This is a genomic window from Actinomycetospora sp. (genome assembly GCF_055612215.1).
On sequence record NZ_JBVPVA010000487.1, the window covers coordinates 1 to 10943 of the forward strand.

Sequence of the window (10943 nt, forward strand, 5' to 3'; positions counted from 1 at the left end):
CGGCGAGCACGCCGATCGCCAGGACACGCGAGCGTGCGGAGAGGGACACGGACAACCTCCAACTGCAAGGGCGGGGAGCAAGGACGGGCCACCACTGCGCCCGTCGGGGTTTCGCCGGGTCAACGACGCCCGGGGCGCAGGGATGCGCCACGTCCGGCGGAGTTCCGCCGGACGAGCCCCTCCCCGTGACCCGTCAGGGGGACGAGGAGTGCTGGATCCGGACAGATCACCGTCAGGTCACGACGACTACACTGCTCCGAACGGCCCTGCGAGTAGGGCTGTTCGCCCGACCGAGCGGCGGTCGACGTGACGTCGGTCACTCGCGCGCCGACGGGGGATCGACGATCAGCCGGCCTGGGTGCGGGCGCGGTCCGCCTCGCGCGCCGCGACGTCGGCCGCCGAGCAGAACCCGCGGCCGTGGCGCTTGAGGCAGAGGAGCCCCAGCAGCACGCCGTGCTCGTCGACCACGGCGAGGCGGCGCTGCCCCCGCGCCGCCATCGCCCGGCGCGTCGCCTCGAGGTCGTCCGCCGGCCCCGCGACCCGGTGGTCGAGCGTCCCGACGGTCCGCGCCCGCTCGCCGTCGGGAACGCCGTCGAGGTCGTCGCGCTCGACGACCGCCACGAGCACGCCGGCCTCGACCAGCAACAGTGCGTGCACGTGGCCGTCGGTGAAGAACGCGCGCGCCGCACCCACGGACACGTCGGGTCCGTGGACCTTCGGGGTCCGCAGGTGGGCGTGCGCGACGGTGTCCACGGCTAGACCGGGGTGACCTCGACGCGGGTGTCCGAGAAGGTCGGAGCGTTCCCGAGGTCGGCGAAGACGAACGGGCTCACGGAGTTCACGGTGCGGCCCTCCTTCGCGTTCTTCGGCCACGATCCCATGGGACAGACCACCACGCCCGGCGCGACGTCCTCGGAGACGCGCGCGAGCGCGACGAAGCGGCCGCGGTCGTTCGAGACCTCCACGTAGCGACCCTCGTCCACCCCGCGGGCCTGCGCGTCCGCCGGATGGATGGTCACCGTCTGCTCGCCCTGGACCCGCTTCTGCATGGCCTGGTCGCCCGCGCTCGAGTTGATGTAGGCGTGCGACTTCGGCGAGAGCAGGTTCAGCGGGTAGACCTCGCCCCGCTCGCGCGGCGCGACGTAGTGCGGCAGCGGGTCGACCGTCCCGCCGGGCTGGAACTCCTCGGACAGCTGCCGGAAGAGCGGCACGACGAAGTTCCCGGCCGCCTCCAGGGCCGACGACCTGAACTCGGTCTTCCCCGACGGCGTCGGGAAGCCCCCGTCCACGTGGGGGGCGTACTCGTCCGCGCCCGGCAGGTTCAGCCGCGCCCACCCGGTCTCGCGCAGCGAGTCCACCGTGATGCCCTCCATCGCCGGAGCCGACCAGTCGTAGGCCTGCGCGAGGAGCTGGGAGTCGGAGAGCGTGAAGTACTCGTCCTCGAACCCCATCGCCGCGGCGAGTCGGCGGAACAGCTCGGTGTTGGGGATCGACTCGCCCTCGGGCTCCACCGCCGGGACGTTGAGCGTGACGTAGAAGTGTCCCCAGCTGAACATGATGTCGTGCTGCTCGAGTGCGGTGGTCGCGGGCAGCACGATGTCGGCGTAGCGCGCGGTGTCGGTGAGGAAGTGGTCGCTGACCACGGTGAACAGGTCCTCGCGGGCCAGCCCCTGCGCGATCTTGTCCTGCTCGGGGGAGACGACCATCGGGTTCGAGTTGTAGACCATCAGTGCCGTGACCGGCGGGTCGAGGGGCAGCTCCCCGGTCAGCGCGCGGCCGAGCAGGAACTGGTTGACCACGCGCGTGCCCGGGGTGGCCATCTCGGGGTGGACGAAGGCCGGCCAGTTCACCGGGTGCGCCCACAGCGGGAGCTGCAGCAGGCCGCCCCCGACGTGGCGCCAGGCCCCGACGAGGGCGGGCAGGCAGGCGATCGAGCGCACCGTCTGCCCGCCGCCCGCGTGCCGCTCGATGGCCACGCCGATGCGGATCATCGCCGGGTCGGTCGTGGCGTACTCGCGCGCCAGGGTCCGGATGTCCTCGGCCGGGATGCCGGTCTCCTCCGACGCCCACTCGGGCGTGTACTGCGCCACCCGCTCGGCGAGCTCGTCGAAGCCCACGGTGTGGTCGCGGACGTACGCCTCGTCGTGCAGGCCCTCGCCGATGATCACGTGCATCATCGCCAGCGCGAGCGCGCCGTCGGTGCCGGGCCGGATCGGGATGTACCAGTCGGCCCGCTGCGCGGTGCGGTGGCGCATCGGGTCGATGCACACGACCTTCGCCCCCCGCTTCTGGGCCTCGGCAATGACCGGCCACAGGTGCAGATTGGTCGAGATCGTGTTCGACGCCCAGATGATGATTAAGCGCGAGTGCACCAGGCTCTCCGGGTCGACACCCGCCGTCGCGCCGACCGTCGAGGCGTAGGCGGTGCAGGCACCGGAGTCGCAGTAGGTCCGCTCGGTGATCGTCGCGCCGAGGCGGTTGAAGAAGGCGTCGCCGACCGTGAGTCCGTTGAGCACCCCCTGGTTGCCGAGGTAGCTGACCGGCATGACCGTCTCGGCGCCGTGCTCGGCGATCTTCGCCCGGAACGTCGTGGCGATGGTGTCGATGGCCTCGTCCCAGGAAATCTCCTCGAACCGGCCGCTGCCCTTGGGACCCGTCCGGCGGAGAGGGTGCAGCAGGCGGTCGGGGCTGTAGGTCTTCTCCGGGTAGTTGTTGACCTTGACGCAGAGCCCGCCGCGGGTGAACGGGTGCTCCGGGTCGCCGGCGACCTTCGTGGCGCGCCCGTCCTCGACGGTCACGAGCATCGCGCAGGTGTCCGGGCAGTCGTGCGGGCAGGCGCCGCGCACGGTCGTGGTGGTGGGGGTGAGCGGGACGTCGATCGTCGTCACGGGTGGCTCCTCGCCGGAGTGGTGGTCCGCCGGAGTGGTCGTCCTCGACCGCGGGTGCGTGGCTCGGATCCTCGGTCGAGCGGTCGGCGGCAGGCTTGTCGCAGAGCGCCAGATGCCGCTCACGGGCCGTTGACGGGGCCCCGGGGCCGCCCTAGCGTCGGTCGATCTCCTCCCCTTGACCCCGGAGTCCGCCGGTGACCCGAGACCCGCACCCCGTCGGGCCGTTCCCGGACACGGGGCCCGAGTACGCGAACCGCAGCGCCGCGGGGGAGACCGAGGGCCTCGAGCCCTGGTGCGACATGCTCCGCGAGCACTTCGTCGCGCTCGACGTCGACGACGTCGAGCGCGGTGACCCCTTCCCGAGCCGGGTGCGGAGCACCCTCGTCGGCCACCTCTCCGCCGCGGTCGTCAGCTCGGCGCCCCAGAGTGCCCGCCGCACGCCGGGCCTGGCCCGCAGCGACGGTCATGCGTACCTGCAGGTCGGGATGGTCGCGGAGGGGAGGGCGGTGCTCGAGCAGGACGGCCGGGAGGCGGTGCTCGGCCGCGGCGCGTTCGCGGTCTACGAGACCGACCGGCCGTTCGCCTGGCACTTCGACGGGCCCTGGACGCTGCTGGTGCTGACCTGGCCGCGCGAACTGGTCGCCCTCGGCGCCGACGTGACCCGCGCGGCCACGGCCCGGACCCTCGGCGGGGACCGGCTCGGCGCCATCGTCGGGCACACCCTCGCCGAGACGGCGCTGACGCCGCCCGCACTGACCGACGCCGGCGGCGGCCGGCTGGCGGGGCAGCTCGCCGCGCTGCTCGGGACCGCGATCGGGGAGTCGCTGCGTCGCGGGGACGTCCTGTCCCCCGGGAGCGCGGCCGATCTCCGCCGGCGGGTCGATTCCTACGTCGCTGAGCACCTCGAGGACCCCGGCCTCTCCCCCGAGGACATCGCCCGCGCCCACTTCATCTCGGTCCGCGCGCTGCACCGGGTGTTCGCGGACGCGGACACGACGGTGGGCGCCCTGATCCGGCGGCGTCGGCTCGAGCACGCGCGGCGGCGCCTGCTGGATCCGCGCGACGCCGGGCGCAGCCTCACCGAGATCGCCCACTCGTGCGGGTTCTCCGACCTGGCGTCGTTCAGCCGCCGCTTCAAGGTCGAGTTCCACGAGCCGCCGGGCAGCTACCGGCGCCGCGCCGGACTCGGGAGCCCCGGGACCGGTCCCTCGCCGACCACGTGAGGACGCTGTGGCGTGGGTAACGTTCCCGGTGATCGTGCCGCCCTCGGACGGGAGGACCCACCGCCGTGTATCCCGGAACGCACGCGAGGACGACACCGGACAAGCCCGCCGTCGTCATGGCCGACACCGGCGAGTCGCTCACCTACGCCGAGCTCGAGGACCGCTCGATCCGGCTGGCGCACGTGCTGCGCGACGAGGAGGGGCTGACCCGCGGCGGCCACGTCGCGCTGATCGCGACCAACGGCCCGGACGTGTTCGTCACCTACTGGGCCGCGGTGCGCTCCGGGCTCTACATCACCGCGGTCAACCACCACCTCTCCGCGCCGGAGGCCGCCTACATCGTCGACGACTGCGGCGCCGAGGTGCTGATCGTCTCCGCCGACGTCGCCGGGCTCGCCGAGGCCCTCGTGGCGACCACCCCGGGGGTCCGCCGCCGGCTCGCGTACGGCGGCCCGGTCGCGGGCCACGACTCGTACGAGGACGCGCTCGCCGCCGCGAGTGCGCAGGAGCCGGCCGACCAGCCCGCGGGGGTCGACATGCTCTACTCCTCGGGCACGACCGGGCGCCCCAAGGGCATCCAGCCCGCGCTGCCCGCGCGCCAGGTCGACGAGCCCGGGGACACCATGCGGGCGGTCTTCGGCCCGCTGTTCGGCTTCGACGAGCACACCGTCTACTACTCGCCCGCCCCGACCTACCACGCCGCCCCGCTGCGCTTCGGCGGGCTGGTCCTCGCGAGCGGCGGGACGCTCGTGCTCACCGCGGGGTTCGACGCGCGGGAGTCACTGCGCGTCATCGCCGAGCACCGCGTCACGCACTCCCAGTGGGTGCCGACGATGTTCGTGCGGATGCTCAAGCTCGACGAGTCCGTCCGGGCGGCCCACGACGTGTCCTCGATGCGGGTGGCGATCCACGCCGCCGCGCCGTGCCCGGTGGAGGTCAAGGCCGCGATGATGGACTGGTGGGGCCCCGTGCTCTGGGAGTACTACTCCTCCACCGAGGCCAACGGCATCACCCTGATCTCCCCGCAGGAGTGGTTCGATCACCCGGGCTCGGTCGGACAGGCCACGCTCGGCGTCGTCCACGTCTGCGACGCCGACGACGGCGGGCGCGAGCTCGCCACCGGCGAGATCGGCACGATCTACTTCGAGCGCCCCGAGCGGCCGTTCGAGTACCACCACGACCCGGAGCGGACCCGCGAGGCCGCGCACCCGGAGCACGGGAACTGGACCACCACCGGCGACGTCGGCTACCTCGACGAGGACGGCTACCTCTACCTCACCGATCGGAAGGCCTTCATGATCATTTCGGGTGGGGTGAACATCTATCCCCAGGAGATCGAGAACGCCATGGCGATGCACCCCGCGGTGTACGACGTGGCGGTCATCGGCGTTCCCGACGAGGAGATGGGGGAGCAGGTGAAGGCCGTCGTCCAGCTCGCGGCGGGCCACGAGGGCACCGAGGCGCTCGCCGCGGAGCTCGTCGAGCACGTCAGGGACTCGATCGCCCGGTACAAGGCACCGCGCAGCGTCGACTTCACCGACGCGCTCCCGCGCACCGCCACCGGGAAGCTGGTCAAGGGCGAGCTGCGCCGGCGGTACGTCGAGAGCGCGGGGGTGTAGGGCCATGGCCGTGGGTGTCGACGAAGCCACCACGGACCGGACGGCGGGCGACGCGGACGTCGTCGTGCTCGCCTCCGCCCGGACCACGACCGAGCGGGAGCTCCTGACCGACTGGGCCGCCCGGAACCATCCCGGGGCGCCGGTCTGCCTCGACGAGGCGGCCCTCGAGGCGGCCCTCGCGCGGGCCCGCCCGACGACGACGGTGGTCCCGGTGCGCGTCACGTGGCTGCCCCCGACCCGCGCCGCGGAGTGGGCCGACGGCACCGGCGCGCCGCCGGAGAAGCCGAAGGCCTCGGACCTCGTCGCGCTGCTCGGCCACCGGCGCCCGCCGGGCTTCTGGCAGCGCCGCCTCGCGCGGAAGGTCCCGGACCGGGTGCGGATCGTCGAGGGCGAGCCGGCGACGGTCGCCGACCTGCAGCGCCGCCACGACGACGAGGCCCGCGAGGAGCAGCTGCCCGCCTTCGTCCAGCGCGCGGGCGTGCTCGCCTGCGAGCGGGCCGAGCGGGCGCTGATCGGCGACCACTACACCGTCCCGCGGCTGGTGGTCGAGCAGATCGTGGCGTCGACCCGCGTGCGCGACCGGCTGCGGGAGCTCGCCGCCGAGCACGACCGGTCCTTCGACGACGTGCTCGAGGACATGCGGGCCCGCCTCGGGGACCTCGCCGCGGTGCAGAGCCCCCTCGCGATCGACGCGTTCCGCACGGCGCTCGCCCCGATGCACGCCCCCGCCTGGGACGTGTCGGTCGACACCGAGACGGTCGAGCCGCTGCGCCGGCTGTCCCGCACCGCCCCGCTGGTGTTCCTGCCGACGCACCGTTCCTACGCCGACCCGCTGGTACTCGCCGAGGTGCTGCGCGAGAACGACCTGCCGCGCAACACCGTGCTCGGCGGCAACAACATGTCGTTCTGGCCGATCGGGCCGCTGGGCAAGCGGGCCGGGATCGTGTTCATCCGGCGGAGCTCGGGTGACGACCCGGTCTACAAGCTGGCGCTGCGGGAGTACATCGCGCACCTGGTCTCGAAGCGGTTCAACCTCGAGTGGTACATCGAGGGCGGTCGCTCGCGCACCGGCAAGCTGCGCAGCCCCCAGCTGGGGCTGCTCGCCTACCTGGCGCGGGCCCTGGACGACGGCCGCGCGTCCGACGTACAGCTCGTGCCCACCTCGATCGTCTACGACCGGCTCTACGAGCTCGACGCGATGGCTGCCGAGCAGGGCGGGGCGGGGAAGTCCGCCGAGGGGCTGGGCTGGCTCGCGCGCTATGTCCGCGGGCAGGCCCGCAACCACGGCACCGCCCGAGTCCGCTTCGGCGAGCCGTTCTCGCTCGCGGAGGCGCTGGCCGAGGCGGGGGAGGGACGCGCACGGCTCGAGAAGGTCGCCTTCACGATCTGCGACGGGATCAACCGCGCCACCCCGGCGACCCCGACGGCGCTGGTCACGTTCGCGCTGCTCGGGACCGGTGGGCGGGCGCTCACGCTCGAGCAGATCCGGGTGTCGACCGAGCCGCTGCTCGACCACCTCGACCGGCTGGGCCGGCCGGGTCCCCGCGAGGACCTCACCGGCGACGGGATCTCCCGGGCGCTCGAGCGGCTGGTCACCGGGGAGGTCGTCGAGCGCTACGACGGCGGCGACGAGACGGTGTGGTCGATCCGCGAGGGCCGCCACCGGGTCGCCGCGTTCTACCGCAACGGCGCGATCCACCACTTCGTCGACCGGGCGATCGTGGAGCTCGCGCTGCTCGCCGCGTCCCGCGCCCCGGCGGGCAGCGACCCGGTGGACGTCGCGTGGCAGGACGCGCTGCGGCTGCGCGACCTGCTGAAGTTCGAGTTCTTCTTCCCCTCGAAGCGGCGCTTCTCCGACGACATCGCGGCCGAGACGACGCTGGTCGATCCGGACTGGCGCGACCGCGTGACGGATCCGGACGCAGCTGCGGCGCTGCTGGAGCGGACCCGCTTCCTCGTCGCGCCCCGGACGCTGCGCTCGTTCGTCGACGCGCAGTGGGTGGTGGCGACGAAGCTGGTGGCGCTCGGGTCGGCGCCGGTGACCGACGCGAAGGCCCTCGCGCAGGAGTGCCTGGGCCTCGGGCGCCAGATGCTGCGCCAGGGCCGCGTCGCGCGCCCGGACTCGGTGTCCCTCGAGCTCTACACCGCCGCGCTCGACCTGGCCGACAACCGGGGCCTGCTCGACGCCGGGTCGGACCCGACGGCGGGCCGGGCCGCGTTCCGCGACGAGATCGCCGAGGTGCGTGAGCGGCTCGTCGAGCTGGCCCGCATCGAGGACCGCCTGACCGAGGAGCTGCTGGCATGACCGGCCCGACCACGAGCTCGCCCCCGTCCGCGCAGGCCCGGTTCGTCGAGCGCATCGACGCCGCGGAGCCCGGGCCGGCGGTGGCCGCCTTCGTCGTCGTCGACGGCGGTCTGCTCGCCGGCTGCCCGCTCGCCCCGCTGGTGCCGTCCACCTCGCTGTGGGACCGCTTCGCGCGGGAGGTCCGCGACGGGGTGGCGGGGCCGGGCGAGGTGAGCGTCGCCGACGTCGAGCGCGTCGTCCGCTCGCGGCGGGGGCGCTCGGTGGACGAGGTCGCCGAGGAGGGTCGGCAGACGTTCCGGTCCACCACCGCCTCCTGGCTGCACCCCGAGGTGTGGCGCCTCGCCGTCGCGCACGCCCGGCGCGGGCACCGCGTCGTGCTCGTCTCGCGCGCCACCCGCGCCGAGGTCGACCCGCTCGCCGCGGAACTGGGCGCCGACGACGTCGTCGCGACCCGGGTCTCCGTCGTCCCCACCGACGACGACGGCGACCGGGTCGGGGGGATCGCCTCCCCGGTGTGCGCCGGGCCGGCGGCCGCCGACGCGGTGGCGGCGTGGGCGGACGCGCACGACGTCGACCTCGGCGCGGCCTTCGCCTACGGTCCCGCCGCCGAACGCGCGGTCCTCGACCTCGTCGGCCACTCGACGGTGGTCGGCGAGCCGGACGGGGTGCGCCCCGACCTGCCCGTCGCGCCCCGCGGCGCCGTCCCGCCGCTGGAGGCCATCGGCGGCACCCTCGGCTTCTACGGCGGGTTCACGACGGCGACGGCGGCGGCCGCCGGGGCGGGCCTGCTGCACGGCTCGCGACGCCGCGTGATCAACCTGGCCGGCTCGCTCGGCTCGGAGTTCGCGCTGGGCGTGGCGGGCGTCCGGATCGAGGTGGACGGGGCCGAGCACCTCTGGTCGCGACGTCCCGCGGTCTTCGTCTTCAACCACCAGAGCAAGCTCGACCCGATCGTCGCGATGGCCCTGCTGCGTCACGACTTCACCGGCGTCGCCAAGGCCGAGGCCAAGCAGATCCCGCTGTTCGGGCAGCTCTTCGCGTTCGCCGACGTCGCGTTCGTCGAGCGCGGCAACACCCGTCAGGCGCGCGACGCGCTGCAACCCGCCGTGGACCGCGTCCGCCGCGGGACGTCCCTGCTCATGGCGCCGGAGGGCACCCGCTCGGTGACGCCGCGGCCCGGCCCCTTCAAGAAGGGCGCCTTCCACATCGCGATGCAGGCCGGCGTGCCGATGGTGCCCATCGTGCTGGAGAACGCCGGCGAACTGATGTGGCGCTACGACCAGATGGTGCGGCCGGGCACGGTGCGGGTGATCGTGCACCCGCCGATCGAGACCGACGACTGGACCGTCGAGACCCTCGGCGACCACGTCGCGCACGTCCGCGGGCTGTTCCTGGAGACGCTCGGGCTCGCCGAGGAGAAGGAGGCGGTCCGGCCGTGACGGAGACCGGGCTGGCCTGGACCGACGCCGACGAGATGTCGCCGTTCGAGACGATGATGTGGCGCGCGGAGGCCGACCCCGCGCTGCGCTCGACGATGGTGGCGTGCGCGCTGCTCGATCGGGCGCCGGACTGGCCGCGTCTGGTGGCGGCGCACGACTGGGCGACGCGGATGGTGCCGCGGTTCCGCGACCGGGTCGTGGAGCCGCCGCTCGGGCTCGGGACCCCGGTGTGGGCGCGGGACCCCGACTTCGACCTCTCCCGCCACCTCCACCGCTTCTCGCTGGCCGAGGGGGACGGCTGGCCCGAAGTGCTCGCCGCCGCCGAGCGCCTCGCCACGTCGCCGTTCGACCGGCACCGTCCGCCGTGGGAGGCGTTGCTGATCGAGGGGCTGCCGGACGGGAAGGCGGCCTACCTGCTGAAGCTGCACCACGTCACCACCGACGGGCTCGGCAGCGTGGCGCTGTTCTCGGGGCTGCTCAACCGCCGACGCGAGACCGACCCGGACAAGCCGCAGCCGCCGGCGCCGGACCCGGCCGAGGACCCCGGACCGGGACCGTGGTCGGCCCTCGGGCGACAGATCCGCCACGACGCCGAGGCACTCGCGTCGGTCCCGACCCACGTCCTGCGCGCCGCGGGTGCGGCGCTGCGCGACCCGATCGGGAAGGCCCGCGACGCGGTGGCGTTCGGGCTGTCGGCGATCCGGGTGATCGGCGATCCGGGCGCGGCCGCCTCCCCGCTGCTCGCGACCAGGGGGCCGGACTGGCGGTTCGTGGCGGTCGACCTGCCGTTCGCGCCGTTGCGGGCCGCCGCGAGGGCCGCGGGCGGCTCGATCAACGACGCCTACGTCGCCGCCCTGCTCGGCGCGTTCCGGCGCTACCACGAGGCCCAGGGGGTGCCGGCGGAGGAGATCCGGATGGCGATCCCGGTGTCCGTGCGGGAGGCCGGGGACGAGAGCGGGGGCAACAAGATCGCCTCGCTGCGCCTCGCGGGCCGGATCGGTGAGAAGGACCCCGCGGTCCGGATGGCGCAGGTGGCCGCCGACGTCGCCCGCGGTCGCGCGGAGCCGGCGGCGGACGACGTCGGGCTGCTGTCGCCGCTGCTCGCCCGCCTGCCCGGACCGGTGATCGCGGCCGTGGCCGGCGGGGTGACCAAGGGCAACGACCTGCAGGCGTCGAACGTGCCGGGCATCCGCGAGGAGGTCTACCTCGCCGGCGCCCAGGTGGAGCGGATGTACCCCTACGCGCCCCGGCCCGGGTGCGCCGCGATGATCACGATGCTCACCCACGGCGACACGTGCTGCGTCGGCGCGAACATCGACCCGGCCGCGATCACCGACCGGGACCTGTTCGCGCAGTGCCTCGTGGACGGGTTCGCCGAGGTACTGGCGCTCGGGGGTGACGCGGCGCCGCCGGTGCTGCGCGCCTGAGGTCCGGCCCACCCCCCTCGGCCCCCGTGCCAGCAACGGCAC

7 protein-coding genes are annotated in these 10943 nt (G+C 74.2%); 5 read left to right on the top strand and 2 right to left on the bottom strand.

Annotation, left to right across the window (positions count from 1 at the left end; translation table 11 throughout):
* Window positions 1–345: 345 nt before the first annotated feature.
* Complete coding sequence (locus tag AC0CYZ_RS13555; protein ID WP_472216123.1) at window positions 346–753, bottom strand: CBS domain-containing protein; 408 nt, start codon at window positions 751–753, stop codon at window positions 346–348.
* A 2-nt stretch (window positions 754–755) separates the two neighbouring features.
* Complete coding sequence (locus tag AC0CYZ_RS13560; protein ID WP_472216125.1) at window positions 756–2888, bottom strand: molybdopterin-containing oxidoreductase family protein; 2133 nt, start codon at window positions 2886–2888, stop codon at window positions 756–758.
* A gap of 194 nt (window positions 2889–3082) precedes the next feature.
* On the opposite strand from AC0CYZ_RS13560, the gene AC0CYZ_RS13565 reads away from it, so the two are divergent.
* From AC0CYZ_RS13565 to AC0CYZ_RS13585, 5 genes are all read left to right on the top strand, one after another.
* Complete coding sequence (locus AC0CYZ_RS13565) at window positions 3083–4111, top strand: helix-turn-helix domain-containing protein (RefSeq protein WP_472216128.1); 1029 nt, start codon at window positions 3083–3085, stop codon at window positions 4109–4111.
* Window positions 4112–4176: 65 nt separating this feature from the next.
* On the top strand, window positions 4177–5730 hold the full coding sequence (locus tag AC0CYZ_RS13570; protein WP_472216130.1) for an acyl-CoA synthetase: 1554 nt from the start codon (window positions 4177–4179) through the stop codon (window positions 5728–5730).
* A gap of 4 nt (window positions 5731–5734) precedes the next feature.
* Window positions 5735–8035, top strand: a complete 2301-nt coding sequence (locus AC0CYZ_RS13575; RefSeq protein WP_472216132.1) for a glycerol-3-phosphate 1-O-acyltransferase — start codon at window positions 5735–5737, stop codon at window positions 8033–8035.
* Window positions 8032–9474 carry a 1-acylglycerol-3-phosphate O-acyltransferase gene (locus tag AC0CYZ_RS13580; protein ID WP_472216134.1) on the top strand — a complete coding sequence of 481 codons (1443 nt, stop codon included), beginning with the start codon at window positions 8032–8034 and terminating at the stop codon, window positions 9472–9474. Before AC0CYZ_RS13575 ends, AC0CYZ_RS13580 begins: the two co-directional genes overlap by 4 nt.
* Window positions 9471–10901, top strand: coding sequence for a wax ester/triacylglycerol synthase domain-containing protein (locus AC0CYZ_RS13585; RefSeq protein WP_472216136.1), 1431 nt, complete (start codon window positions 9471–9473; stop codon window positions 10899–10901). Before AC0CYZ_RS13580 ends, AC0CYZ_RS13585 begins: the two co-directional genes overlap by 4 nt.
* Window positions 10902–10943 lie beyond the last annotated feature (42 nt).